This window comes from Kitasatospora sp. NPDC001261 (assembly GCF_042896795.1).
Taxonomy (GTDB): Bacteria; Actinomycetota; Actinomycetes; order Streptomycetales; family Streptomycetaceae; genus Kitasatospora.
Window position 1 is genome coordinate 23,224 of the sequence record NZ_JBIAXP010000012.1, and the last position, 25,468, is coordinate 48,691.

General features: G+C 70.9%; 23 protein-coding genes, 2 pseudogenes and 1 CRISPR repeat array (1 of these 26 cut by a window edge). Of the genes and pseudogenes, 15 read left to right on the forward strand and 10 right to left on the reverse strand.

The features are described from left to right. A CRISPR array of direct repeats spans positions 1–13; the repeat unit is 28 nt (it extends 198 nt beyond the left edge of the window). Between the two features lie 666 nt (positions 14–679). Together ACFY4B_RS17475 and ACFY4B_RS17480 are read left to right on the forward strand one after the other, a co-directional pair. Beyond that, a complete protein-coding gene (locus ACFY4B_RS17475) occupies positions 680–1,318 on the forward strand; it encodes a ParA family protein (protein WP_375876880.1) in 639 nt (212 codons plus the stop codon). 29 nt (positions 1,319–1,347) lie between these two features. Beyond that, complete coding sequence (locus ACFY4B_RS17480; protein ID WP_387968553.1) at positions 1,348–2,490, forward strand: ParB/RepB/Spo0J family partition protein; 1,143 nt, start codon at positions 1,348–1,350, stop codon at positions 2,488–2,490. Positions 2,491–2,763: 273 nt separating this feature from the next. Here the strand turns inward: ACFY4B_RS17480 and ACFY4B_RS17485 are convergent, their stop codons facing one another. Further along, a complete protein-coding gene (locus ACFY4B_RS17485; protein WP_387968555.1) occupies positions 2,764–3,564 on the reverse strand; it encodes a hypothetical protein in 801 nt (266 codons plus the stop codon). 243 nt (positions 3,565–3,807) lie between these two features. Between ACFY4B_RS17485 and ACFY4B_RS17490 the strand changes: the two genes are divergently transcribed. Then, positions 3,808–4,377 carry a hypothetical protein gene (locus tag ACFY4B_RS17490; protein WP_387968557.1) on the forward strand — a complete coding sequence of 190 codons (570 nt, stop codon included), beginning with the start codon at positions 3,808–3,810 and terminating at the stop codon, positions 4,375–4,377. 182 nt (positions 4,378–4,559) lie between these two features. Here ACFY4B_RS17490 and ACFY4B_RS17495 read toward each other — a convergent pair. From ACFY4B_RS17495 to ACFY4B_RS17510, 4 genes and pseudogenes are all read right to left on the reverse strand, one after another. After that, positions 4,560–4,943, reverse strand: a pseudogene (locus ACFY4B_RS17495) (transposase); the annotation flags it as partial. Positions 4,944–5,237: 294 nt separating this feature from the next. Beyond that, positions 5,238–6,038: a hypothetical protein gene (locus ACFY4B_RS17500; RefSeq protein ID WP_387968559.1), complete on the reverse strand. Its 801-nt coding sequence runs from the start codon at positions 6,036–6,038 to the stop codon at positions 5,238–5,240. 26 nt (positions 6,039–6,064) lie between these two features. Further along, the gene (locus ACFY4B_RS17505) at positions 6,065–8,197 is read right to left on the reverse strand and encodes a PQQ-binding-like beta-propeller repeat protein (protein ID WP_387968561.1); all 2,133 of its coding nucleotides are present in this window, start codon (positions 8,195–8,197) and stop codon (positions 6,065–6,067) included. Then, positions 8,194–10,380, reverse strand: a complete 2,187-nt coding sequence (locus ACFY4B_RS17510; protein ID WP_387968563.1) for a PQQ-binding-like beta-propeller repeat protein — start codon at positions 10,378–10,380, stop codon at positions 8,194–8,196. Before ACFY4B_RS17510 ends, ACFY4B_RS17505 begins: the two co-directional genes overlap by 4 nt. A gap of 404 nt (positions 10,381–10,784) precedes the next feature. On the opposite strand from ACFY4B_RS17510, the gene ACFY4B_RS17515 reads away from it, so the two are divergent. From ACFY4B_RS17515 to ACFY4B_RS17525, 3 genes are all read left to right on the forward strand, one after another. Beyond that, positions 10,785–11,399 carry a hypothetical protein gene (locus tag ACFY4B_RS17515; protein ID WP_387968565.1) on the forward strand — a complete coding sequence of 205 codons (615 nt, stop codon included), beginning with the start codon at positions 10,785–10,787 and terminating at the stop codon, positions 11,397–11,399. 209 nt (positions 11,400–11,608) lie between these two features. Further along, entirely contained in the window at positions 11,609–11,938 is a 330-nt protein-coding gene (cutA, locus tag ACFY4B_RS17520) for a divalent-cation tolerance protein CutA (RefSeq protein ID WP_387968567.1), read from the forward strand. 444 nt (positions 11,939–12,382) lie between these two features. Then, positions 12,383–13,624, forward strand: a complete 1,242-nt coding sequence (locus tag ACFY4B_RS17525; RefSeq protein WP_387968568.1) for a helix-turn-helix domain-containing protein — start codon at positions 12,383–12,385, stop codon at positions 13,622–13,624. A 185-nt stretch (positions 13,625–13,809) separates the two neighbouring features. On the opposite strand, the gene ACFY4B_RS17530 is transcribed toward ACFY4B_RS17525, so the two are convergent. Both ACFY4B_RS17530 and ACFY4B_RS17535 read right to left on the reverse strand, forming a co-directional pair. Next, positions 13,810–14,031, reverse strand: coding sequence for a DUF397 domain-containing protein (locus ACFY4B_RS17530; protein WP_387968570.1), 222 nt, complete (start codon positions 14,029–14,031; stop codon positions 13,810–13,812). Next, on the reverse strand, positions 14,028–14,873 hold the full coding sequence (locus tag ACFY4B_RS17535; RefSeq protein ID WP_380670789.1) for a helix-turn-helix domain-containing protein: 846 nt from the start codon (positions 14,871–14,873) through the stop codon (positions 14,028–14,030). Before ACFY4B_RS17535 ends, ACFY4B_RS17530 begins: the two co-directional genes overlap by 4 nt. A 339-nt stretch (positions 14,874–15,212) precedes the next feature. On the opposite strand from ACFY4B_RS17535, the gene ACFY4B_RS17540 reads away from it, so the two are divergent. The 6 genes from ACFY4B_RS17540 to ACFY4B_RS17565 all read left to right on the forward strand — a co-directional run bounded on the left by ACFY4B_RS17540 (position 15,213) and on the right by ACFY4B_RS17565 (position 20,723). Continuing rightward, the gene (locus tag ACFY4B_RS17540) at positions 15,213–15,821 is read left to right on the forward strand and encodes an ATP-binding protein (RefSeq protein WP_387968573.1); all 609 of its coding nucleotides are present in this window, start codon (positions 15,213–15,215) and stop codon (positions 15,819–15,821) included. A 362-nt stretch (positions 15,822–16,183) separates the two neighbouring features. Then, on the forward strand, positions 16,184–17,134 hold the full coding sequence (locus tag ACFY4B_RS17545) for a hypothetical protein (RefSeq protein ID WP_387968574.1): 951 nt from the start codon (positions 16,184–16,186) through the stop codon (positions 17,132–17,134). Beyond that, a complete protein-coding gene (locus ACFY4B_RS17550) occupies positions 17,131–17,352 on the forward strand; it encodes a hypothetical protein (RefSeq protein WP_387968576.1) in 222 nt (73 codons plus the stop codon). The genes ACFY4B_RS17545 and ACFY4B_RS17550 overlap by 4 nt, the downstream gene beginning before the upstream one ends. 19 nt (positions 17,353–17,371) lie before the next feature. Continuing rightward, complete coding sequence (locus ACFY4B_RS17555) at positions 17,372–18,643, forward strand: hypothetical protein (RefSeq protein WP_387968578.1); 1,272 nt, start codon at positions 17,372–17,374, stop codon at positions 18,641–18,643. A 114-nt stretch (positions 18,644–18,757) separates the two neighbouring features. After that, complete coding sequence (locus tag ACFY4B_RS17560; protein WP_387968580.1) at positions 18,758–19,615, forward strand: hypothetical protein; 858 nt, start codon at positions 18,758–18,760, stop codon at positions 19,613–19,615. Then, a complete protein-coding gene (locus ACFY4B_RS17565) occupies positions 19,569–20,723 on the forward strand; it encodes a B12-binding domain-containing radical SAM protein (RefSeq protein WP_387968582.1) in 1,155 nt (384 codons plus the stop codon). The genes ACFY4B_RS17560 and ACFY4B_RS17565 overlap by 47 nt, the downstream gene beginning before the upstream one ends. Positions 20,724–20,838: 115 nt before the next feature. Here the strand turns inward: ACFY4B_RS17565 and ACFY4B_RS17570 are convergent, their stop codons facing one another. The 3 genes and pseudogenes from ACFY4B_RS17570 to ACFY4B_RS17580 form a co-directional block, all read right to left on the reverse strand. Further along, positions 20,839–21,471, reverse strand: coding sequence for an SMI1/KNR4 family protein (locus ACFY4B_RS17570; protein ID WP_387968584.1), 633 nt, complete (start codon positions 21,469–21,471; stop codon positions 20,839–20,841). Between the two features lie 63 nt (positions 21,472–21,534). Next, positions 21,535–21,663, reverse strand: a pseudogene (locus tag ACFY4B_RS17575) (AAA family ATPase); the annotation flags it as partial. Positions 21,664–21,667: 4 nt separating this feature from the next. Continuing rightward, positions 21,668–22,234, reverse strand: a complete 567-nt coding sequence (locus tag ACFY4B_RS17580) for a hypothetical protein (protein ID WP_387968586.1) — start codon at positions 22,232–22,234, stop codon at positions 21,668–21,670. Between the two features lie 825 nt (positions 22,235–23,059). Here ACFY4B_RS17580 and tgmA point away from each other — a divergent pair. The 3 genes from tgmA to tgmC are packed head-to-tail and all read left to right on the forward strand — an operon-like array spanning position 23,060 to position 25,461. Further along, positions 23,060–23,341, forward strand: coding sequence for a putative ATP-grasp-modified RiPP (tgmA, locus tag ACFY4B_RS17585; RefSeq protein ID WP_375876868.1), 282 nt, complete (start codon positions 23,060–23,062; stop codon positions 23,339–23,341). 3 nt (positions 23,342–23,344) lie between these two features. Further along, complete coding sequence (gene tgmB / locus ACFY4B_RS17590) at positions 23,345–24,316, forward strand: ATP-grasp ribosomal peptide maturase (RefSeq protein WP_387968588.1); 972 nt, start codon at positions 23,345–23,347, stop codon at positions 24,314–24,316. Next, entirely contained in the window at positions 24,313–25,461 is a 1,149-nt protein-coding gene (gene tgmC / locus ACFY4B_RS17595) for an ATP-grasp peptide maturase system methyltransferase (protein ID WP_387968590.1), read from the forward strand. The genes tgmB and tgmC overlap by 4 nt, the downstream gene beginning before the upstream one ends. The last annotated feature ends 7 nt before the right edge of the window (positions 25,462–25,468 follow it).

Sequence of the window (25,468 nt, forward strand, 5' to 3'; positions counted from 1 at the left end):
GTGCGGGGCCGACACTTTCTGACCTGCTGTGATTCGGCTCAGAGTACGCCAATTAATTCAGTTCGAGTCCACAGCCCCGTCTACGCGGGAGCCAACCTGGCGCTCCGTTCTCTCAACCGAGCAGGGCTACTTCCTCGGTTGGCCGACCCTTGGTGCATCGCTCCGCCACGTCACCCGCACGGGGGAGCACCTCGAGCAGCGGGATCACGGGATCACCGTCGCGCGTCCCGTGCTGCTCCGAGGTGGCGCAGTCGGCTGGGCACCACCGATGTTCACCTTGCCCAGTTCGGGCCCGGAGCCGGCCGTCACCCGGTGGCCGGCTCCGGGCGGGACTCACCGTGCCACGACAGTCGGCACGCGCACGACGCGCCCTCCCATGCGAATGACCGGTGCTCACAAATTCCCCCCTCCGTCAAACATGCATCACCGCAGGTGGAAACCCTGGAGATTGGACGCCATCTCAGGGAAGAAGGACGGTTCTCCGGAAGTCCGGCCACCGCGATCCAACCCTTTTGTGCTCCATGACACGCGGGTCGTGTCAGGCTCCGGGCTGATCATCTGGAATGCTGTTCCCTGTCCGCCGACCACGGCTTTGAGCGGCGGGCATCCGCAGTACCGGGCAGTCGGCCCGGGAAGCCCACGGAGAGAACGGAACATCATGAAGCCATCCGTGCTTGTCGTGTCCACCGACCCCCAGGGGTCCGCCGTCGTCTGGGCCGAGCGGGTGGGTGACAACCTGCCCTTCGACTTCATGGCTGCACACGACCACGCCGAGCAGCTGATCCACCTGAAGAACACCGGCGCGAAGATCCACGTCATCGCCAACCAGAAGGGCGGCGTGGGCAAGACCACCACCACGGTCAACCTCGCGGCGTGCACCTTCGACGTCCTCGGTGAGAAGGACGAGTACCAGCACATCTTCATCGACACGCCGGGCACCCTGGCGGACGAGGAGATCCTGCGCAGGGCGCTGGAGATCGCGGACGACGTCCTGGTCCCGATGATCACCGAGCCGCTGTGCTTCGACCCGACGGCCCGGACGATCCAGAAGGTCATCGAGCCGATGGACATCCCCTTCCGGATCGTCGTCAACAACTGGGACCCCCGGGACGGCCGCGCCGACCTGGAGGACACCGAGGCGTACATCACGGCGAAGGGGTGGCCCCGCGCCAAGACCGTCCTGCGCCGCTACAAGATCCACTCGCGGGCGGTGGCCGAGGGAACGGTCGTCACCCAGTACAAGGAGAGCGGCACCGCCTACCGGGCCCGCGAGGACTTCTTCCGTCTGTCCCTCGAGCTCGGTTACGGGGGCCGCTGATGGCAGGCCGTCGTGTTTCCTTCGCCTCGATGGCCACCGACCCGGTCGTCGACGCTCCGGGTGTGGACAGCGCCAACGACGCCCCGGTGGCCAAGTGGATCCTCACCGCCAGCTGCCTCCCCAACCCGCGCAACCCCCGTGACGAGCTGGGCGACCTCTCCGACCTGGCGAGCATCAAGGACCGCCAGCTGCAGAGCTGCCTCGCCGTCACCCCGGCTGCCTACCTGCGGCTGTGGCCGGAGGACCAGCAGACGCTGGGCGCGGGACCGCAGGACGTCGTCATCGTCAACGGCAACCGCCGGCGTGCCGCCGCGGAACTGTACGGGCGCGAGCAGCTGCTCGTCGTCGTGGACGACTCGGTGGCGGAGTCCAAGGCGACCCTGCTGCGGGCCGCGCTCGACGAGAACATGGCGCGCAAGGACTTCGACCCGATCGAGGAGGCCAATGCGGTCCTTCTCATCGTGGCGCAGTACCCGACCGCCAAGGAGGCCGCCGAGGCGGAGGGCTGGTCCCAGAGCTGGATCTCGCACCGCAAGAACCTGCTGAAGCTCCACCCCGAGCTGCAGCGCCAGGTGCGGGCCAAGGCTCGCGGCGAGGAGGGCGTCTCCATCAACGTCGCCCGCCGGCTCGGGTCGGTGAAGGGCATCGAGGCGATGTCCCTGGCCGGGCAGACCGCGGAACTGGAGCACCTGCTCCAGGCCGACGCCGACGCCGTGGCCGCCAGGCGCGCCGCGAAGCTGGAGGCCAAGGCCGCTGCCAAGGCGCCTGCTGAGGCTCCCGCACCGCAGCCCGCCGCGACACCCGCTGCCGCATCGCCGGCCCAGTCGGCTGCGGCAGCGGCAGCGGAGACGGCACCGGCCACTGTGAAGGCCCCGGCTCCTGTCACCCCTCGGCCGGAGCCCGCACCCCGCAACCCGGTCGCGAATGACGAGCCCGTCCGGAGCACCGAGCGATTTTCCGCGGAAAATTCCGAGCCGCTCCCGATGCCGGAGCAGCGGGCCATGGCCCCGGTGGACGAGCAGTCGTCGGCCGCCCCGCAGGCGGAACTCGGCAGCGTCGACTGGCACAACGTGGAGGAGCTGGCGGACGCCATCTGCCGCACCCTCTCGGCCGACGAGGCCTACCGCCTCGCCGACGCCCTGGCCAACCGGCTGCTGACGACCAGCAACTGACCCACCCGTGGTGCCCCGGCTCCGCTGTCCTGGCGGCGGCGCCGGGGCACCACGGCATCGGATTCCTGCGCGACCCGGCGGCGTCACCGGGCAACAGCCCGTTGCGGCGGCTGCAGCCGGGGACCGGGTACCGTTCCGTCTCGACCCCGGCTCGTCGCCGAGGGTCTTCGACTTCGCGTCAGAGGACGGAACTCGGGGCGGGCCACTCGTCCAGGACTCCCTGCCCCGAGCAGGACGCCGGCCATCAGGACTGGCACCCGGTGCGAGGAACCGTCAGCCCGCCGCGCCGTACAGCCGCCTGAGCACCGCTGTCAGCACCCGGACGCGGTCGGTGCCCTGCGGGAGTGCGGGAAGGCAGGCACGCAGGCGCCGCACCGTGTCGAGCCGCACGTTCCCCGGCCCGACGGCGTCGACGACCGAACCGACCGCCTGGAAGGCCCAGTACTGGTTGAACGCGAGCTCCTCGGAAGCCGCCGCCTCGACGAGCGCCGACAGGAACTCCTCCTCCGGCCGGGCGTACAGGCGGGCGTAGCCCGCCAGCCGGGTCCCGCCGTCGGCGGAGCCGAGAGCGGATGCGGTGTCGTAGCCGTCCACCAGCGGAGTGAGCCTGGCCAGCTCGGCGAAGATCAGCTCCTGACGGTAGGTCCGCGCCGGCCCCGACGGCTCCCTGCGCCGCAGGTCCGCGAACTCGCCGACGAGACGGCCGACCTCCTCCTCCGCCTCGGCACTCCCGATGCCCTCACTGCCGGCCACCAGGGCCACCCGGGCCTGGCGGCTCGCGTCGTCCCCCACCTGCCGGGCCTCCGCGGCCTGCTGCTCGACGGCCTCCACGCGCTCTTGCAACTGCCGGTACTGGAACTTGGCGCCTCCGGGCAGTTCGATGCTCTCGAAGAGATCGCCCAGCCACGGGACCACGGCGATCGCGGCCAGGACCAGCGTCGCACCGTCGATCTTCAGATCCGGCCTGACGGTGTGGACGACACCGACACCCAGCGCGCCAAGAGAAATCACGGCGGCCACCAGCCGCCTTCGCCGCCCTTCGCGCACGCCTTCCCGGCCCCCCGTGTCCGTCATACCCCCAGTGTCCCAGAGGACGGTCAGCTCTCCGATCGGGATGTCGCAGCCGGCCAGGCATCAGCTGTACGGGATTCCGCGGCCGAAGTGGGGCCGGCAGTAGGCGGGTGCTGCCCATGTCCGGCTCGGTCTCGTCCGGCCGCTCGTCGTGGCGGAGCACGGGCGAGAACGCCGGTCGCATGTTCGAACGCACGCGGGGATCCGAGCGATCTCGGCCGTCGCACCTCGCGGTAGCCTCTGGCCATGAATCGTGGGGAGGGCGCGGACGCGCTGGTTCCGGAGGCCCGGGAGATGCTTGCCGCTGGGCAGGACGACGAGGAGATCTTCGCCGAACTGGCCGCGAGGACGGGCGAGTGGGGTGATTGCGCGCTGGCCGTGTGCCTGGCTCTGGGCGTGCCTCGGCCGGACGCACAGGCCCGACTCCGCGAAGCCGAACCATTCTTCGCGGAGTTCTCGGCAGGCGAGGAGGAACTCGTCGCCAGCGTCCTCGTGATGAGGGACATGTTCATCGTGGACCGAGCACTCGACGAGTACGACGAGCGCATCCGCGACCTGTTGGGCATCGCCGCCGGTGCACGTGGAGGCTATCCAGGTAGCCTGCTCGGGTGGTTTCGTTCCGGTGAGCTCACGAAGATCTTCCTGTACTTCGCCAGGACCCGGTTCCGGGACGGGCGGGGCTCGCCGCCCGATTTCTGGGCCGCCATGACCACGGCCGGCGAACTACTGGCGGGCAAGGACGGTTCGGACCGGGCCGAGGTGATAGCGGGACTGGACCGTTGCCGCGCGCAGGCTGCTGCCACCGGTGCGGAGTAGCGTCATCGTCGGCGCGCGACCTCCGCTGCGCAGGCGGTCCTGACGGCTCCCGGCGGCCCGGCGCCCGGCAGCTTCGGGGCTGATGCCGGGCAGGCACTGAAGGATTGGCGGCGCCATCTGTATGGCAGTGGCGGGCGAGATCACGGGCCACTTATCCGGCGGCAATGCGCCCTGCCGTTGGCTGCGGCAGTGGTTCCGTGGCGGTCGACGATCAGGTGCTGCTTGGCGCCGGGGCGGGCGCGGTCGACTGATAGGGGCCGACATGCTCCCCCCTTTGAGGGCCCGGATGTGTGAGCCGTCCACGGCGCAGTCGCCCAGGTCCAGCAGGTCTGCGCGGCGCAGTTCGGTCAGCAGGGCGGCGTGCAGTCGCGGCCAAACGCCGGCCTCGGTCCAGTCCCGCAGCCGGCGCCAGGCCGTGACGCCAGAGCAGCCCACGGTCTCGGTGGGCGTGTCGCGCCAGGCAACACCGGTTCGCAGCACGTACATGATGCCCGCGAGGGCCGCCCGGGATGGCGGTAGCGCCGCTCGGGAGCGGGTGGCAGCAGCGGAGCCACCCACTTCCACAGGTCGTCCGGAACAAGATCAGCACGGCCCCGGACACCCTGCCGACCAAGATCTTCGAGTGCAAGACCTGCGGCTCAACTCATTCTGAAATGATCAGTTATTCCGCTGTGCTGTAGTTCTCGGACGTCCCCGCAGCTATCCGCTTCCTCGCCAACTGGTGGCCCGGCTCAGATCATTGGCTGGGAGAATCCGAGGCTCCGGAGGCCCAAGCTCCTTGGCAACCTCGGAGTGGTCGCAGCAGGCGTTGCCGTTGTCGTGGTGGTGAAGCGAGCGTAGGTACAGGTCCAGGACAGGCTTCAGGAGGTGGTGAGCGTGCCGAGCGCGTCCTTGGCACAGGCGATGGCGGCGGCTTCGGCCGTTTCAGTGGGAACGTCCTGGAGGACCGGGCCGGAGCTGGTGAGTGCGCTGTATCTTACGGTGACGAGAGCATTGCGCTGGACCACCGTGAGGCTGACGCTGCCGGAGCCGCTGTAGGAGGTGTAGAGCAGGGTCGCCTTGTCACCGAGGCCGGGAATGGTCCGGTCGTCAGTGATCTTCGCGCCAGTGGTGGTCGCTGTGGTCCGGCCAATGGTCAGCGTCTGCTGGTAGACGGACTCCACGAAGGTGGACAACATGACGTCGACCTCCGCGTTGGCGTAGCCGGGTTCCTTGCTCATCCATATCCCGCCTGACGAGATCACACCACCGCTTGACGCCCTCACAGTGCAGGCGGCCCCTTTGATGTAACCCTCGACTGTCTCCGGGCGCAGCAGCGCGCAGCCGTCGATCAGTGTGGTGTAGAGCGTGGTGGTCGGGGTGGCCGGAGCGGAGGAGGAAGGTCCGCCGGGGACGGTTGCCGGGGTGGTCGCCGCAGTAGCCGACACAGCGGTCGGTGTCGGGTGGAGGAGGTTGGCCACCAGGCTCAGTGCGAGGGCGGTGATGCCGGCTCCGGCCGTGAGGCCGCCGAGCAGCCAGGTCCATCGTCGGGTGGGACCGGCGGGGCGCAGGTCCGCCGGGTCGGGGAGGGTGGCCGGGGTGGGCTGTCCCGGCAGGATGCGGGTGGGCTCGGGGGTTGGCAGCGGCTCTGGTGTGTGTGGGGTTTCCTCGGTGTCGGCCATCTCGTGGTGAACCTTTCGGAGGAGGGTCAGCTGCTGGGCAGGTGGTAGGCGGTCAGCGTGGTCCCATAGCTGACCAGCAGGGCCGAGTCCTGGAGCAGGATCTTCGGGTCGCCTGGCTGCCGGGCGAAGGTGTGCTGCCACTGCGGGGTACCGTCGGTAGCGGTGAGTGTCTGTAGGGTGATCCCGCCGGCGGCGGTGGGTGTGGTGAGGACGACCAGCCTCCCGGCGGAGCCCCGGACGGTGGCTGCGCCTCGGGGCGACTGCCAGGTCCAGGCGGTATGCCCGGTGCGCAGGCCGGTGCCGGATACGCCCCGTGGCCCGCCCAGAACGAGCACTCCTGCGGCGTCCGCGCTCCCGGTGACGGAGCCGCTGTATTGTCCACTCCAGAGTCGGGTGCCCTGGGTGGAGTCGAAGGCCGCTGTGGTGACCTGCTGGTCCAAGTTCGTCCCAAAGGCTTCGGGCAGGCAGGTGACCACGTCCTGGCGCAGCGACAGCGAGCCCCGGTAGGACATGGGGTACAGCGCCACGGAGGCCGGTGGAAGGGCGGTGGGCCGACTCCAGATGGTGGCGCCGTCCTGGCTGTTCACCGCGGCGAGGGCGAGATCCGAGGTCAAGCTGTACAACCGGCTTCCGGTCTGCGGCGCGTACAGGTCCTGGGCGTCGAGCGACCATCGCTGCTGCCCGCTCGCTCGGTCGAGCGCGGTGAAGTGGAACACCGTGCTCGTGTCCTGGATCTGCGCCGAGATGCCCATCACGACCAGCAGGCCCGTCGAGGCCATGCTCTGGAGGCTGGGGAGGCCGCCGAGCGCGGCGCTGGTCCAGAGCCGGTCCCCGCCGGTCGCGTCGTAGGCGTGCAGCTCGCCGTTCTGACCGACGACCAGCAACAGGCTGGGTATCGGCAGGGCGGCGGACCGCGCGCCGGGAACGGTGTCGGCCGAATGCCAGAGCGTCGTTCCGTCACGGGCGTCGCGCGCCTGCACCGCGCCAACCGAGTCCACGGTCCACACCCGGCTGCCGTCGCCGATCGGGAGGATACCGGTCTCCGCGGTGCTGCTCCACAGGGTCCGCCCGTCAGTGCGGGCGTAGCCGATCACTCCGGTGCGGTCCGCGCACACCACCGCCGCCGGCCCGCAGCCGACAGGAGCCATACCGGCTCTGGGGAGCGTGACCGACCAGGTCGTCGGGGGCGCGCCGCCGGCCGGGCCGGGCCACAAAGCCCGGGTGGCGCCTCCCGCAGCGGCCGTGGTCAGTAGGGCTCCGCCGAGGACGAGCAGCCGACGCCGGGTGCCGTTCGGGTCTCTCAGCACCCGGGCCAGGTCCCGCTCGCGTCGGCGCACCGTCCGCTCGGCTACGCCCATCCAGTCGGTGCCGACCGCCGGACCGTACCGGAAGGCTGCGGCGAGTTCGGCCGGTGAGGGACGCCGGGCTGGGTCCCGGTCCAGGCAGCGCACCAGCAGCCTCACCAGTTCCGGCGGTACCCCGTTGAGGTCCGGGGGTTCCTCAGCGGACCGGTAGATCAGCACCTCCGGCGGGCCCTCGCCGAAGGGCGGGCGACTGGTGGCGGCGAAGGCCAGGACCGCGCCGAGCGAGAACAGGTCGCTGGCAGGGGTGAGGTCCTCGCCCCTCGTGTGTTCGGGGGACATGAACCCGGGGGTGCCGACGATCTCGCCGCTCGCGGTGGGAAGCGCGTCGACCGCCGGCTTGCTGATGCCGAAGTCAATGACCCTCGGACCGTCCCTGCTGACCAGGATGTTCGAGGGCTTCAGGTCGCGGTGGATGATCCGGGCGCGGTGGATCGCGGTCAGCGCCTCCACCAGTCCCGCCCCCAGTACCTGCAGGGCGGGCCCAGGGAGCGGGCCGTGCCGCGCCACGGCCTCGTGCAGTGATGGGCCTGCGACGAACTCGGTTGCCAACCAGGGGAGTTCCGCCTCGGTGTCGGCATCCACCACCGCCACGGTGTAGGCCCCGTTGACTGCCCTGGCCGCTGCCACCTCCTGGGTGAACCTGCGTCGGAAGTCGGCGTCGGCCACGTACTGCTGCTTCACGGTCTTCACCGCGACGGGGCGTCCGCTGTCGGTGGTGGCCAGGTAGACGTCACCCATGCCGCTCGTGCCGAGCCGCCGCAGCACGCGATACGGGCCGATGCTCCGCGTGCTCACGCACCGCTCGCCCGGAAGGCGCGCAGCATGGTGGCGGACCCGCAGTAGAGGGTGCTGCCGTTGGCCGCGGTGGTCCACTGGCCTTCGTCGGAGGCGGCCTTCGCTACCCAGCGGATGGCGCCGTCGGCGGCATCCAGGACTACTGCTCCGGACGATCCGTCCGGCAGGGGCACTCCGAAGAAGCCGTTCCCGGCTGACGGCGTCCGGAAGTTGGTGTCCGTGCTCGGCCCGGTCATCGCCTTCACGGCAGTGTGCCATAGCCCCCTGCCGGTCGTGACGTCCAGGCAGTAGGCGGTGCCTTGTACGCCGGAGAGGAGAAGCCTGCCTGCCCCGAGCGCACAGCCGAAGACCGCCTGCGGGACAGCGGGAGCAGCCCAGCGCTGTTGCCCGGTGGCCGGGTCCAGGGCGACGACCGCGGTGCCATTGATGACCAACAGCAGCTCGCCGGCACGCAGCAGCCGGGTGAGCATTCCGACGGATGGTGCAAGGCTGGTGGCTTGCCAGTGGGACGCGCCGGTGCGCAGGTCCACAGCACGGATGGTGCCGCTGTCCTCGTAGTAGCAACGACCGTCGGCGACCAAGCCCATCGAGCTGCCGGAACCGCTCATCATGCTCTCCGAGTCGCGGGCCGAAGCCACTGCCATGGGATTGGTGACCTCCTGCTGCCACAGCACCGCCCCAGTGCTCAGCTCAGTCCCGGTCACGACCCCGCCGCCCGTCAAGGACGTCTGACGGGCGAGCACCACCGTCCGGCTGTCCGCGCCGAAGACCCGCAGGCTCATCGCGGCGTAGTTGCGCTGCTCGGCGGGAACGGTGAGAGGGCTCTGCCGGCTTTCGCCTCCGGCGTTCAGCCACACCAGGTTCGCGAAGCCCAGAGATGTTCCGTAGATCAGGCCGTTCTGGACCTGGTAGAACTGCGTGTCCTGCCGGGACCAGGTCTGGCGCCCCGTTGCGCCGTCGAAGCCGGCCGCGCCCCGTCCCTCGTACCACAACACCGGTGTGGCACCGAGCATGGACAGTTGATGGCCGATCGTCAGACCTTTCATCGGAGTGCTCCACAACGGTTCCGGACCGGAGGCCGGTGCACCGGAACCCGCCGCTGAAACTCCCCACGCGTCGACGGCCTTGCCCACCGTCGCCGGTCCGCCGGACGACCGGACGAGCAGCGGCACGCCAACGGCAGCGGCCACGCCCGCGCCGAGCCCGGCGCCGAGCCCGAGCAGGCCGCGCCGACTGAGCGACTGCCAGGTCCGCACCGGTAGCGCGGGCGGATCGGCCGGCGGCGCGCCCAGGTCCACCTCGGCCTGCTGCTCCCGGGCATCGAGGTCGGCGAGCAGCCACGGGCTCAGCAGCGCCACCGGATCGGCTGGGGCCAGTGCGCCCAGCACGGCCGCCGCAGTGGGCCGCAGGACGGGGTCCTTGGCCAGACAGGAAGCCACCACAGGGAGCAGTGCGGGGGGCACTCCGGAGAGATCCGGTTCCTCGTACACGACCCGCCGGTTGACCTCCGCCGGTTCGCCGTCGCCGAACGGCGTACGGGCGGTGAGTGCGTACACCAACAGGCAGCCGAGCGAGAACACGTCGGCCGCACCGGTGGTGGCGGAGTCTGCGACGATGCGTTCGGGGGAGACGTAGCCGGGTGTGCCGCACACCATGCCGGTCCGGGTCAGGTGCACGGCGTCGAAGGCGCGGCTGATCCCGAAGTCGATGACGCGCGGACCGTCCCGCGCGATGAGCACATTGCCTGGCTTGAGGTCACGGTGGACCACCCCCGCGAGGTGGATCGCGGTCAACGCCTCCGCGAGAGCGGCTCCCAGGGCCTGTGTTCCCGCCTCGCCGAGGGTGCCGAAGCGCAGCACCACTTCGCCGAGGTCCGGCGCGGGTACGTAGGACGTGGCCATCCATGGCCGGCGACCGCGCGGTTCCGCGTCCACGACGGGGGGTGCGTGAAAGCCCGTCACCCGTCGCGCGGCATCCACCTCCTGCCGGAAGCGGCGCTGGAACTGGGGGTCCTCAGCGTATTCAGCCCTGATCACCTTCACCGCGAGCAGTCTCAACCCGGGTGAACGGGCCAGGTAAACTTCCCCCATCGCTCCCGCGCCCAACGGACGCAGCAGCTGATGCGGGCCCACGAACACAGTCTGCTGGGCCCGCGTGCCCTTGGTGTTTCTGTCGGCCGCCACCAGTCCTCCCCGAGCGTGCTGCCGTCATCACCGACAGACACAGTGACACGTACAACTCACCCTGTGGTTCTCTTTCGCGCAAATGGTCTTCCACCCCCGCCGACGGCCGGGCACGCCACGGCCGGTCACCCTGGCCCCGAACCGGGCTGGCGCGAGACGGATGGCAGCACCAGCGGCGAACTGCCCAGGGCTGCCCGCGTGCTGCGCACCCCCTCTTGGGTCTCGGAGGAACTGCGCTGGTGTGGGCGCGAGACACCGCCAACGGCCTCGGTATGCGAGTAGGACAAGGAAAGCCTCCGCCCTTGAGGCTCCCCCTATCGGGTGTGACGTGAAGCCGTCAAGTTTGCCTCACCTGCTTCGGGAAAGTCCCTGACACGTGGCCGCGCAACCGTGAAAATGCCCGTATGGCAGACAGCGAAGCGCTCTTCGGTCTGATCGGCGTGATCGGGGGAGCCGTACTGGGAGCGGGGGCCACCATGTTCTCGTCAGCGCTTCAGACCAGAACGGCGGAACGTATCCGACGACGCTCGCGTGCCGAGGAGGAGATGCGTCGGCTCATCGCCTTGCGCAAGAGCACCCGAGAGGCGTTGAAGTTCCTGTCGGACACAGTGGAAAGCCTGGAGTCCGCCCAGCCGGCCTCCAGGGACGGGTTTACGGCCGATTGGCAAGCGGCACGAAGCGCCGTCACGGACGCAGCGGAGATGTCGACGATCGACGGATTCGACCTCGCGCTTTCCCCCGGCACCGAGGAGGCGATGCGCCGCCGGCAGCACGACTCAGGTCAACAGGCGCGGCCCCGCCGACACCAGTCGAGCCCATCCCAAGATAGCCCGGGCATCGTCATCTCACTGGACATCGCCGGCTCGGCTCTTGGTGAAGCGCTTCGCGCCCAAGGCCTTGGCACTGCCTTGACCCCAGAGGACATGCGTCGGCTTCGAGAGCTGGTAGCCCGCGCGGAAGAGGGCCGGTCCACGCTGCTGGCCGCCCTCCTGGACCGGATGGAAGACCTGCAGGACTGAGTCGCCCTCCGGACCGACCAGCACTGATTCACGTTGTATTCAACGCAGCATCGTTGCATTGGCTGCACCACCCCACGGAGAGGACGCATCAAGGGGCCGACTTCAGCCGACCCCTTGATGAAGCCCCGGCGCCGCAGAAACGCGGGTAGGTTCGACCAGTTGACGCGCGCACTCTCGCGGCCCTCCGGGTGCCGAGTAGTGTCGCGGATATGGCTGACTTCTTGATCATGATCACCACGGTCGACAGCGACGCTGCAGGCGCCAAACTGTCCCGGTCCGCGGTCGAAGCCGGCTTGGCTGCCTCAGGACAGGTCACCGGGCCGGTCGCCACGACCTACCGACACCTTGGAGAGGTGTGCGAGGGCATCGAGTGGCAGGTGACCTTCCGTACAACGGATGACCGGGTAGCCGAGTTGGAGGCGCATGTCGTTTCGGAGCATCCGTACGACAACCCGGAGGTGATCGCGGTACCGATCCTGTCTGGGCCGCAGCCCTGCCTGGAGTGGATCACCCGGGCGACGCGACCTGCGGGCGGCTAGCCCGTGTGGCAGATCCGCGCTACCGGCTGACAGTGGCAGCCCGAACCACACCAGGATCTTCATCAGTCTTCCAGGGGCGCCCCGCGGGGTGAGGCGGCTGTGTGCGGAGTGGGCGCGGTCGGCGGCGACGACGCTGGCCAGGTAGCGGGCGCAGAACACCGCTGCCCCGGACAGCCCCACGAACGGCGAGCGACCGTGCGTCGGCCACCCGGCAGCGGCCGTGCACAGGTCCATGACGTAGCCGTTGTTCACGAAGCCGCTGCCCGGGTTCACCTCACCGTGCAGGTGCGCGGCGTCGACCAGGCGGTCGGTGCGCTGGGGACGTCGGGTTGGGTGCCGCCTCCGCGCCTTCGCGCAATCACCGGGAGTTCGGTCCAAGCACCTCACGGCGACGGCATCGGGAGTACCGTCCTGATTGACGAGGTCAGAACGGAGGACATCAGCATGCCCTTGAACAGCGAGCACATCGGCGCACGTGTGCGGATCGCCCGAAACGCGGCTGGACTGACTCAAGTTGAGCTGGCCGGCTTCCTCGGCCGGGCCGAGTCCTGGATGGCGAACGTCGAGAGCGGCCGACAGCCGCTCGACCGGTACAGCGTGATCACTGCGATCGCCGACCGTTGCGATGTTGACGTCGTCTGGCTCCTCGGCCAGCCGTACCGCCTTCAGAGAGCTGGGGGAAGCCTTGCTCACGCCCACGTCCCCGCGATCCGAACCGGTCTCCGCCGTGCCGGCCTGATCCTGTCTGGGCACCCCGGGCTCATCCCGCAAGGGCCCCCGGTTGAGCTGGCCAGGCTGCGTGAGCAGTCCCGCCGTGCCAACGCGGCCCGCCAGGCGGCGAACCTGCCGGGAGTCGCCACCCTGCTTGCGCCACTGATCGAAGATCTGAACACTGCGGTGCTCACCCTTGCCGGCCACCAGCGGAACGAAGCCCTGAGGCTGCTGGTCGACGCCGCGAGGACGGCCCGGATGTGTCTGAACCAACTCGGCTATCCGGATCTGGCGTGGTCGGCGGCCGAGGTGGCCGCCAATGCCGCGACAGCCGTCGATGACCCGCTCATGCGGGCCGCCGTCGCGTGGGACAGGTGCGGCGCGTTGCTGCACCAGGCCTCGAACCGCGAGACCATCGCCGTGGCCGAGGCTGCGATGCGGGACCTGGAGCCTTACACCAGCGGAGGTTCAGCCGACCGAGCGGCGGTTTCGCTGCGCGGCGCCCTGCACTTGAGGTGTTCGATCGCTCACGCCCGCGCAGGGCAGAAGGACGACGCCTGGGCCCGGATCAGCGCCGCGCTGGAGGACGCCGACCGACTTGGCGACGGCTGGTACGACCTGGCGAACCACACCGTGTTCGGACGTGGTGTCGTGGCCGTGCACGCAGCGGAGGCCGGCGTGGAGGTGGACGAGCCGGACCGTGGCCTCAGGCGTGTTCCGGAGGTGGACATCCACGAGGTGCCGTCGAAGGAGCGCCGTACGCACTACACGATCGACGAGGCACGAGCGATGCACCGGATGGGCAGGAACTCGGCCGCGGTGGTCAAGCTGAAGGAAGCCGCGACGGCGGCACCGCACTACGTGTACGCCGACCCCATGAGCCGCGCCCTGGTCACTGAACTCGTCCAGGTCGGAGTGCCCTCCCAGGACGCTGTCCTCTCCGGGCTCGTCCGCAGCATGGAACTCGTGCAGTAGCTTCACGAACCTGCAGTCTCGCAGCAGCGTTGGGACGAACCCGGGATCGCGCCGGACAAGGAGAGGACCGTTCTGGCCGCAGTTCGCCGGCTGCTGGGTCCGGGGCTGTTCGTCGGCTGCGGCCATGGGTGGAACGGCACCAGGGTCCGGCGTACCTCCCGCGCCGGACCCTGGTGCTGCGTGGGTCAGATGAGATCGAAGTCGAACATGCCGGTTGCTGCGGCAGCGATGAAGGAGCTGTGGGCTGCAGCGCTGAAGGCTAGCGCGGGGCCTGCGGGGTCCTTCGAGTCGCGTACGTATCGGATGTCTCCGCTGGTGGCCATCTCAAGGCAGTCGCCGTTGCCGCCGCTGTGAGTGCTCTTCTTCCACCTGACCGTCAGGATGGTGGAGTTGGGGACGAATGTCACTTCAGCCTGTCTTTCTGTGCGGTGATGAACTCAAGCGACTGGTCAAGTGACCAGGCCTCGGCGACGATGTCGCGGAACGCTCGGTCGAAGACGGTGACGCGCTCGGGTTCCTCGACCCACTCACTGGTCAGCAGCCCCTCGAGCAGCACTACGTCGAGATTGCCGTTGGGGAAGCCGAGAACGGAGAACGGGCCGTTCATGCCCTGGTGGACACCGGTCTCCGACGGCATCACCTGGATGGTGATGTTGGGAAGCACCGCGAGCTCAAGCAGCTTCTCCAACTGTTCGCGCATCGTCTGAGCGCCCCCGACGAGACTGCGAATCGCTGTCTCGTGGATGACCGCCTGCATCTCCACCGGCTTGGGCTGGGTGAGGATGGCCTGACGTTCCCTTCGGATCCGGACGCGCGCCTCCACGTCCTCCGAAGTCGCCCCGATCGCCAGCCGGCTGTGGACCGCGCGAGCGTAACCCGCCGTCTGGAACAGGCCCGGGATGAGCTGTACCTGGTAGGTCCGGAACGTGGTGGCGTCTTCCTCCAGGCTGATCTGGTCGGCCAGCCATGGCGACAGGACCTCCCCGTAGTTGAGCCACCACCCGCGCTTCTTCCCGTCTCGGGCGACTGCCACAAGCGACTCGACAAGCTGCTCGTCGCACTCGTACATCTGAGCCAGCACCCGGACGTCGGCCGGCTTGGCAGCCGACCTGGCCAGCTCTATCCGTGACAACTTCGCGCTGGTGATGCCCGTGGCCTGCTCGACGTCCTCCAGCGTGAGGTGTCGCGTCTCTCTGATCGTACGGAGCTGGCGGCCGAGTTGGCGCTGCCGAACCGTGGCTTCCGCCATGGGTACCCCCAATTCTCGCTATCCAGGCCTGGGTGGCCAGTGTGCCCCGTCAGTCGCGTGGGTCGCCAGCAGCTCCCTGCTCGACATGGCAGCAACTCTCATCACCAAATGAGAATTCATAAATTTCGCGGATGGGCTTGCACTGACGAGGGATCAGCCGCCATGCTCAATGTCACGGACCGCAGGGGCACGCCTTCGGTGAGTGACCGGCGGCCGTAACGCCTGAGCACGCGTAGAACGACGGCGAGCGAGACACCTTGCCGCGTCGTGCGGTCGGTTGACCGCTTCCCCGAACACCTGCCGAGAGCCTCGACGGGTGGCTCCCAGCGGAGGTATGCCGTGTATGCCGCAAACAGTGAAAGCTCCGCCGACGAGGCCCGGGGGCCGGACACCCGCCTCACGGCCGACATCGAGTTCCCTGCCGAACGGGAGCGGATCGGCGATCTCCGCCGCTGGGCGAGGACGGTGCTGCCGACGCTCGGCCTGGACGGTCGTCAGCAGGACGCCGTGCTGGACGATGTGCAGCTCGTGCTGAGCGAACTCGGCACGAACGCCGTCGTGCACGGCTGTGGTGGCGAGCGGCCGGACGTGGTGCTGACCGCCTGCCTGCGATACGACACGGGTGTGCTGCGGGTGTCCGTGACCGACCCGGGGCTCGGCCGCCCCGAGTACCGGTCGGCCACCAACGAGGCGACCTGCGGACGCGGGCTGATGCTCGTCACGGCGGTCGTGTCCCGGTTCGGCGTCGAGGAGCTCCCCCAGGGCGGCAAGGAGATCTGGGCGGAGATCGGGCTTCCCGAGCAGGTGCGTCCGGCGGCCGCCGTGGGCGAGCAGGTCAGCCTGCGGGTCGCGGCGCCACGCGCGGACGCACTCGTGCGGGAGTTCCGGCCTCGGCCCGCCGTGGGCCGGCCGCCTGGGCAGCCGGCGCCCGACCGAATACCGGCGTGACCGGCGCCTCGTAGGCCTCCGGTGGCACGTGTTGCCACCGGACTCCGGAACACCCGCCCCGGGAACGCCGCGGCGGCGGGTGGCGGAAGAGCACCGCCCCGCCTGCACGGGGCGCGCACGCTCACCGCGTCCAAGGCCACGTTCCTCACTGCAACCGGGAGAGTGCAGGCCCGGACACCCGCAGGGCCCCGCATGAGGGGTGGGCCCTGCGGCTCTGGATGGCGCCGTTCCCGCAGACGGTGCCACCCGGTGTGCGGGCCCGGCCGTGAGAACCCGGCCGGGTCCACACAGGGGCCGAACCGTCCCTGGGCAGAGTCCCCTCCCCCCATCCATCCGATTCGTTCGTATTCGAGGACTGTGCCGTGAGCGTCGGAACCCGCACCAAGACGCTGCTCAAGACCGTCAGCCCCGCCCGCAGACTGGACATCGCGGCCTCCTACGAGGCCCTGACGCAGGCCTGCGTGGCCACCGGCGACGACCCCGCGAAGGCCGAGCTGGTCAGCGACAGCCCGAACCACCTGTGGTCGCTGCCCGACTCCCGGGCACTCGCCATCGTCCACCCCGACCTGGACGAGGCCTGGGCCCTGGTCAGAGGTGCGCAGTTCCTCCGACAGCACCGGCTGCCCGTCGTCTGCCCGTACTACACCGAGGTCCGCGCGGCCGCCGACGGCCGGGCCGTGACCTTCTGGCAGAACCCCGGGAGGCCGAGCACCGACACGTCCCTGTCCGCGTGGGTGACCGCCCTCACCCATCGCATCGACCCCGGGACGGCGTCCTGGCTGCGGGAGCACGACCCGTTCGCCTCCCTGCTGGACGGCCTGGACGACACCCCGCTGGACGAGACCGCCCGCCGGTTCCTACGCGAACGCGCGGCCCAGCTGCGCGAGGAGTGGGACTACCTCGACTGGCCGACCCCGGACACCGTCGTCCTCGGCGCCCTCGACATGGTCCCCGTCCACGACGACGGCACCCACGTCGGACTCCTCCTGCGCCGCCCGCTGACCCGCGGCCGCCGCGAGTGGGACCTCGTCGCCGCCCGCTGGCGCTCCGAACTGCTCGCCGGCCCGCGTCAGGACCACCGGACCTACGCCGACACCTACCTCTCCTACGAATCCGAAGACCACGCCGTGGCCCACCCCTACATCGGCGCCTGGTCCGGCTACCAGACCGTACGCGACACCGTCGTCCTCACCGCGGTCATGGACACGGTCCGCCGCGCCCGGCTCGACCCCGGCGCCCGCCGGCAGGCCGCACACCGCATCGCGTGCCTGCGCGGCGCCCACCCGGCCCCATGGAACTGGGGACCGCGATGACGGCCGCCCGCGCGAACGCCCTCCCGCTGCCGGAAGTCCACGAGCCCCGGGTCGTGCGGTGCAGCCACCACATCACCGAGGAGATCACCGAGGCCGAGGTGCTGAGTCACCTGGTTACCGACCTGAACGCGATCGAGATCGCGGCCGCCGTCAACGCCCTGCCCGAGCCCGAGCCCGAACCCGTCAGGCAGCGCCCCCATCAGCCAGCCACCCACTGAACACGAGGACACCACCACCATGCCCGTGGCCCCGTCGCAGAGCACCGACCTCGCCAACCTCGCCAGCCTGGCCGGCTTGGCCGACCTGGACCCGAACACCCTGACCGACCGTCCCGAGCGCCTGGTCACCGACGCCTGGCTCGCCCCCGCCACCGAGCTGGCCCTGCACCTGCTCGACCAAGCCGACCCCCTTGCCCTCGCCGCCGGCTCCCACACCGCCCCCGGCCACACCATGCTCCTGCTCACCGCGCCCCGCGACGGCCACCCGGCGATCCACCTGCGCCTGCCCGACGGCACCGCGCCCGTCGAGCCCCGGCCCACCGACCGTCCCACCACCATCCTCCCGCTCGTCGGCGCCCTGGACCTCGCCCTCTACCACGACCGGGACGACGTCGACCACGACCGGCCGCAGTACCTGCGCACCCTGGACGCCGGCCAGCTCTGCCTCCTCCACACCGGTGCCAGGGTCCGGCTCACGGGCTGCCCCGACAGTGCGCAGCTCGTGGCGTCCCACGTCCCGGTCGACGTTCCGGGCACCGTACGGCTGAACCCCGGCGAGTACCGGGCCGCCGCCGACGATGCCCGTACCCGTCTGACCAGAAGCCGCCCGACCGGTGCGGGCCGGACCGCCGGGCCCGGCCTGGAGGACGTCCCCGATCTGCGCGCCGCCGACCTGCCGCGGATCCACGCCCAGTCCGGCGTCCTCCACCGCCTCGCCGCCGACCGCGGCCGCCTGTCCTACCTGGTCACCACTACCGTCCTCGCCCCCGAACGGTACGAGGCCTCCCGCACCACCCCGCCACTGGACCGGCTCGTCCTGTCCAAGGCGGATGACCTCGGGTACGAGATCCGCCTCAACGCCAACCCGCGCCCCGGCAACCAGCTGCTCCCGCACGACCACGCCTACCCGTTCGCCGCCCGGGTCCTGGCCGGTGGCTGCCTCCACACCGTCTTCCTGCGCACCGACGGCCGCGCCGGCGGACCGGTCAGCTCCCGCGGCCTGCGCCCGGCCGTCACGACCACCGAGCTCCCCGGCAGTGCCTACACCCTGGCGCCCACGCTCGCACACCGGGCCGTCGTACTGCCCGGCACCACCACCCTCGTCCTGCGCGGCCCGTACACCGCCGCCCATCCCGCCACCGACCTGATCCCGCCGGTCTCCGCCTGGCCCGTGCCCGCCGGCGGCGAGGCCCCGGTGCACTCGCGCCGGATGACCGACGCCGAGCACCGCACGCTCTATCAAAGCCTCGCCGCCACCGGCGTGATCGACCTCCTGCCCGGGCGCCTCTGAACGGCACCCGGCCCGGCACCCCGGGCCACCGTCCCCGGCCGAACCGGCCCCGGCACCCGCCCGGAGTTGGCAAGCTGGGGCGGCCACTTCGGCACCCGAGGCAAGGAGCGTCCCGTGCACACCGTCCTGACGACCGACCACCCCGCCTGGCAGGAGAACACCACCACCGGCCACCGGCAGCGCCCCCTGCGCACCGCCGACGGCCGCTGGCTGGCCACCCTCACCCCCGACGGCCTCGACCTGGCCTGCGTGGACGGCACGGAGGACACCAAGCCCGCCCTCGTCACCACCGACCCGGCGTCGCTGCCCGGCACCGTCCCGGCCGCCCTCCTCACCGGCCTGCGCGGCCTCGGGCCAAGCGTGCGCGTGGCCAACCCGTGGCTGTGGGACGCGATCACCACCGCCGTCCTGCGCCAGGTCGTCCGCGCCGACCAGGCCCGCCGCCTCTACCGCGGCTGGTGCGCGACCCACGGCACCGCTCTGCCGGGCACCGACCCAGCCCTCCACACCGCACCGACGCCCGAAACCGTCCTCGCCCTGACCGACGAGCAGTTCGCCGCCGTCGGCACCATGTTCCACCGCACCGCCCTGCGCGCGGCCGCCCGCGCCTACCAGGAGCACCGCACCCGCTGGGAGCAGCTCGACGCCCCGGCCCTGGCCGCCGCGCTCGTCACCGTGCCGCGGATCGGGCCCTGGACGGCGGCCGCGGCCGCCGCCGACTTCACCGGCGACTTCTCCGTGTACCCGCACGCCGACCTCGCGGTCCGCACCTGGGCCGCCCGCATCGCCCCCGACCACCCCTGGCCCGCCGCCGACAAGCCGAAGAGGACCGAGGCCCTGTTCGGCGCGCACTGGCACCACCTGGCCGGCCACGAGCCGCGCCACCTGCACACCCTCACCCTGTCGACACTCACCTGGGGGGCCCATGCCCGCACCGATCAGCTCGGAGGAACAGACCCGCACCGCCCGTGACCTGGTCGCCGGAGCCGACCCGCACCGCTCCCTCGACTGCCTGTTCGTCAACGCCCCGCTGCGCGACTACGGCCTGCGCCCGCGCGTCAACGACTACACACTGCCGGTCCTCGGCATGGGCTACATCGCCACCCACGCCGCCGCGCACGGCTTCAACGTCGGGATCCTGGATGCCGAGGCCCACGGACTCGGCATCCGGCGCACCATCGACACCGTCAACGCGCTGCGGCCGCGCTGGGCCGCGTTCAACCTCCTCGCCCCGACCTACGAACTGACGGCGCGGATCGCCGCCGCCCTGGACCCGGCGATCGCGCTGATGGCCGGCGGCCACCACGCCAAGGCCGACCCGCGGCGCGTCCTGGACGACCCACGCTTCGTCCGCCTGGAGGCCCTGGTGATCGGCGAGGGCGAGACCCGGGTCACCGCCCTGCTCGGCGACCTCGACCGGCGCCGCGAACTGCCGAAGGTGATGTGGCGCGACCGCCTGCTCGGCACCATCGCCTGCGGCATCCCGCAACGCGGCGACACCGCCCGCTGGCTCGCCCCCGACATCAACGCTCTCACCCTCGACCGCCGCTTCCTCACCCAGGACCCGCACCAGGCGGCCGACGGCCGCATCGAGGCCAACCTGGTCTGCTCGCGCGGCTGCCCCTACGAATGCGGGTTCTGCGGCGCCGCCTCCATGAACCCCGAGATCAGCATCCGCACCCACACCCGCACCCCCGAGAACATCGTCGCCGAGATGCACCGGCTCCACGCCGACCTCGGCTGCACCGCCTTCCGCGCGGTGGACGACCTCTTCCTCGGCGCCCGCCGCGTCATCCGCCCCGCCCTGGACGCCTTCGCCGCCGAACGCGTCGGCGAGACGAACGTGTGGGACGCCACCGGCCGCATCAACGTCCTCGACCGCGAGAGCGAAACCATGCTGGAGCGGCTGCGCGCCAACGGACTGCGCGAGGTCGCACTCGGCATCGAATCCGGCTCCACCCGGGTCCTGGAGGCCATGGACAAGCGGATCACCCCCGCGATGACCCTCGCCGTCGCCCGCCGCCTGCTGGAGAAGGGCATCGGCGTGAAGGGGTACTTCATCCTCGGCTTGGCTGCGTAGGTGAGAACGAAGAGCGATTGTTGGTGAGAGCTGGCAGCGCAAGGTGCTGTGACCGCGTCTCGGTGTCGGTGAGAAGTAAGAGCAGTGGGGGTGGGTTCGAGTCTGTGACTAACAGTCAGGACAGCCCGATCGGGGCGGGTGTCAGCGGCTGACCTTCCAGCTCGTGGCAGTTCTCCTCGTCCCACCACAGCTCGCCCTGTGCGGTGAGGTAAGGGTGCAGTCCGCGGACACCTCCACCGCCGTGGAACGCTCGCGCGACGGCGTGAAGTAGTGCTGCCAGGCCGGGCCAGGAGTCGGTGAAGTCGCCCCCGCCGCCGTGGCCGGCCCAGCCGAGTCGCCCCTCGTCCGGGCCGGGACGCTGGTCGATCACCTGTGCCCCGCCGTCGGAGCTCTCGGCCCAGGGCACCCAGAACGGGTGCCACCAGGGTTCGTCGTCCCAGGGGCGGGTGGTCAGACCGTCGTTCTCGGTCGCGATGTCCATGCAGGTCTGCCAGCGGTCCACGATGCCGCTCACCGACAGAGGAGACTGCTCGGGCAGGACGGTCGCCCAGGTGCTCAGCCCGTTGTGGCACCGCAGGGAATCAGCGAGATCGCCGGGCAACGGGATGCCGAGGGTCTGTTCGGCGTCCTGAAGTTCGCTGGGTGTTGCTGGCGGGTTCAGCAACGCCAGGCCGGAGGGAGTGTGCGTCGCCAGCCACGAATCGATCCGGCGCCATGACTCCGACGGGGGCAATGTCTGCTGGGGCATGGCGTCATCCTGCCGCACACGTCCGTCAAGGTGGGCCGGGGGCCTGACCAGGTGGGAGCGGGGTTAGCCGACCGCCTGCTGCTGTTCGGCTCGGGCGCGGGTGCTGGCGAGGCGGTAGGAGTCGGTGCCGGTCTCGATGACGGTGCTGTTGAAGGTGGGGCGGTCGACGATGGCCGCGCAGAGGCGGGGGTCGGCCTCAGGTGTGAACGGCGCGGACGTGATCGGCTGACAGGTGAAGTTCGTACGGCAGGCAGCAGTCGGAGCAAAGGGTCGCCACAAGGGTTCCACAGGCGCACCGCTGGTTCATGCCGCCGTTCGGGGTCGCTCCGCAGCAGGCGGCGGACGCGTGCCGCAATTCGAGGCCGCGGGCGTCGTCCGGGTTGATGACGAAGTTGCCTCGGGGGCCCTTCGACACCAGCGGCTTGCCGTCCGCGTTGTAGTGGACGCCGTGGCGCGGCATTACCGGGCCGGGCACGTCGGCGACGACCAGGGGCGCGCCGTACGGCTCGGTCTCGACCGCATAGTGGCCTGACGGCACGGTCGCCGGCGATGGACCGGGTTCGTCGGCGTCCCACCAAGCGTAAAACGGTGCCTCGGGAACCGCCGGCAGCCGTGTGAGCGGCCCCGTCAGTGGGACACCACACGTCGCGCAGACGAATACCACCGCATCGGCCTTGGCGCTCGCGTCGGTGACATCGGCAGGCGCGGTGTGCCCGCGGTTCTCCTCGCCGTCGACCTGCCCCTGGTCTCGCTGTTCGTGCATGAGCTGACCGTACGCGGCACGCACCCGGACGCGGCGTCCACCCCCGCGCGGGCAGTATCCGACAACCGTCCAGAGTCAAGCATCCAGGTGCTGCTGAAACTCGGCGACACCGTCTTCGCACGTAGTGGGGCGCACCACCGCGGCCCGCCGGGAGGTGACCGCGTGAACGGCCTGCTGCTCACCGTGGACGGGCCCAGCGGCCTGGGCAAGTCCACCGCCGTCGCCGCCACCGCCCGCGCCCTGCGGGCGGCCGGACACACCGTCCACACCGCCACCGGCCCCTCCGCCACCCCCTACGGCCAGGCCGTACGCACCGCCGCCGCGACGATGCGCGGCCGCGCCCTCGCCCTGGCCCTCGCCGCCGACCGCCTCCACCAGCTCGACACCGACCTCCGCCCCCGCCGCACCGCCGGCACCACCAGGACCCGGCGACCCTGCACCTCGGACTGTTCTGCCTCGCCACCGCGTGGGAGGGGGAGCCCGTCAACCGCGAACCGGAGAAGTGCCTGGACCTGCGCTGGTTCGCCGAGGACGACCTGCCCGACGACCTCATCCGCTACCCCGCCGCCGGCATCCACGACACCCTCACCGACCCCGGCGGCCTGGCGCACCACGGCTGGCCGGCCGCATAGCAGTCGGCCGCTCGAACTCCTTGGCACACCCGTCCTCGCCCTCTGCCCATCGCCGCCCCCAGGGGCATGCCCGGGGCGTCTCTGAAGGGCAGTTCGGCAAAACGCCACCCAGCGGGTCCCGCCGACCGGCATGATGACCGATGGTCACCAATCGCATCGCCAGCGTCACGTATCAGGTGCAGGAGAGATCAGGATGCCCAACGCCGTCACCGCCCCGTGGGGCACCACCCGGATGCGCCCGTACTCCGACACGCCGCCCTGGCCCGCCCTGACACCGGTCATCGACCCGGACACCCAGGTCGCGGTCTTCCACGACGAGCAGGGCCGCACCGTCGAGCTGGGCAAGCACGGGACCAGCACGGACCAGACCGGCCCGACGAGCACCGGCGGCGGTGGCGGGGACGGGCAGAGCGGTGGCCAGGCCCAGCCGACCGACGTCGACACCGTGACGTCCAACGACCAGGACCAGAGCTGAACCGTGGCGGGTGACCGGCAGGCGGCGGTCCTGGTGCTGACCTGCGCCTACGACCCGACGGCCGACATCGTGCTACGGATCCTGGCCGAACGGCAGGTGCCGGTCGTGCGCGCGGATCCCGGCGCCGACCTCCACCAGGGCGCCGTGCTGACCGCCCGCTACGGCGCGGCCGGCCGACGCGGCACCCTCGCCACCGCCAGCCGCGCCCTCGACCTCGACCGGGTCCGCGCGGTCTGGTACCGGCGTCCCTCGGGCTGGGCCACACCGGCCGGTATGGACGGACAGGACGCCGACTTCGCCCGCGCCCAGGCCCAGTGGGGAGTCGGTGGCGTCCTCGCCTCGCTGCCCGGCGCCCGCTACGTGAACCACCCCTGGCGGATCCGGGCCGCCGAGCACAAGCCCGCCCAGCTCGACGCCGCGCTCGCGGCCGGCTTCGCCGTCCCCGACACGATCGTCACCACCGATCCCGAGCAGGCGCGCGCCTTCTGCGCCGAGCAGCCCGGCGGGGCGGTCTACAAGCCATTGTGGAACTCCCCCTACACGGATGAGGACGGCCGGCCGGTGCAGGCCTGGGTCGCCGAGGTCTCCCCGGACGAGATCACCGACGCCGTCGCCGCCTGCCCGCACCTGTTCCAGGCACGCCTGGCCAAGGACCACGACGTACGGCTGACCGCGGTGGGCCGCGAGCTCTTCGCCGTCCGCATCGACAGCCCCGACCTGGACTGGCGCCGCCGCCAGGACCTGGTCACCCACACCCCGATCGACGTCCCACCCCCCGTGCGCCGGTCCGTGGCCCGCTACCTGGAGCACTTCCGGCTCGTCTACGGCGCCTTCGACTTCGCCGTCACCACCGACGGCCGCTGGGTGTTCCTGGAGTGCAACGCCAACGGGCAGTGGGCGTTCTTCCCGCCTCCGACCACCGGTGCCATCGCCACGGCGATAGCCGACCAGCTCCAGAAGGGCCCTGCCGTATGACCACCACCGCAGCCGCCGCGGACCTGCGCGCAGCCCTCGTCCGGCAGCTCACCGCCGACGAAGGCCTCACCGACCCGCTCTGGCGCGCCGCCGCGGCGGCCGTACCGCGCGAGGCCTTCGTCGGCGACTACTTCCGCGAAGTCCCCGGTTCCTTCCCCACCTCCTGGGAACCGGTCCGTGAGAACGGCGACGGCTGGCTGGAGGCCGTCTACACCAACCAGACCCTCGTCACCCAGCTCGACGGCCGCGTCCACCCCGCCGACACCGACCAACCGGTCGCCGGATCCCCGTCCTCGTCGTCCACCCTGCCCTCCCTGGTCCTGCGCATGTGGCAGCAACTCGACGTGCACGACGGCCACCGCGTCCTGGAGATCGGCACCGGCACCGGCTACTCCACCGCACTCGGCGCCCACCGCCTCGGCGACGAGAACATCGTCAGCATCGAAGTCGACCCCAACCTCGCCGAACGCGCCGCCACCTCCCTCAAAGCCGCCGGCTACACCCCGCACCTGGCCATCGGCGACGGCCTCGCCGGCCACAAGCCCGCCGCACCGTACGACCGGCTCATCGCCACCTGCGCGGTGCGCACCCTGCCCTACCCCTGGCTGCACCAGGTCAGGCCCGGCGGAAAGATCCTCGTCACCTTCTCCGGCTGGCAGTACGGCTACGCCCTCGCCCTACTGACCGTCACCGACCCCGGCGAGGCAACCGGCCGCTTCCTGCCCGGCTGGACCAGCTTCATGATCGCCCGCCCCCACGACCGCCTCCCGCGCCAGAACCCCACCCTGCTGCCCGGCGACCAACGCCCCACCCGCGTCGACCCCGCCACCATCACCACCTGGACCGGCACCTGGGTCGCCCAACTCGCCGCCCCCTCCGCCGAACGCATCGACGCCGGCGACCAGCAGATCCTCATCGACCACGCCACCGGCTCCCAAGCCCGCACCCAACCCGATGGCCACGGCGGATGGACCGTCACCCAGCGCGGCCCGCTGCGCCTGTGGGACCAGGTCGAGGACGCGGTCGAGACCTGGCAGGCGGCGGGCGCACCGCACCAGGAGCGGTTCGGCATCACCGTTGACGGCGACGGACAACGGGTCTGGCTCGGCAACGAGGACGGACCCGTCTGGCACCTGCCGGTGTGATCGCGCT